The following is a 306-nucleotide window of genomic DNA, read 5'->3' as shown; positions in this document are numbered from 1 at the left end:
CTAGTTTTCAAAGAACATACCAAGCTATATAAAATAGCGTTTTGGTGGAGCCTAGCGGGATCGAACCGCTGACCTCCTGCGTGCAAGGCAGGCGCTCTCCCAGCTGAGCTAAGGCCCCAAATTGTATGGTGGGCCTAAATGGACTCGAACCATCGACCTCACGCTTATCAGGCGTGCGCTCTAACCAGCTGAGCTATAGGCCCATACAAATTGCAGAATTAATTTATATCATATTCTTTTTGAAGAGTCAACACTTTCATTGAACTCTCAAAACTAAACGAAAACAAAACACGGAAACTTATATTG

The 306-nt window shown here is 44.1% G+C and carries 2 tRNA genes; both read right to left on the bottom strand.

Annotated features, from left to right (window positions below):
* Positions 1-42: 42 nt before the first annotated feature.
* Positions 43-118: transfer RNA gene (locus tag CN288_RS27240), tRNA-Ala, on the bottom strand.
* 8 nt (positions 119-126) lie between these two features.
* Positions 127-203 (bottom strand) — tRNA-Ile (locus CN288_RS27235).
* Positions 204-306 lie beyond the last annotated feature (103 nt).

This window comes from Bacillus sp. AFS023182 (genome assembly GCF_002560575.1).
In the GTDB taxonomy this organism is placed as follows: domain Bacteria; phylum Bacillota; class Bacilli; order Bacillales; family Bacillaceae_G; genus Bacillus_A; species Bacillus_A arachidis.
This window is presented reverse-complemented; position numbering and strand designations above follow the sequence as displayed.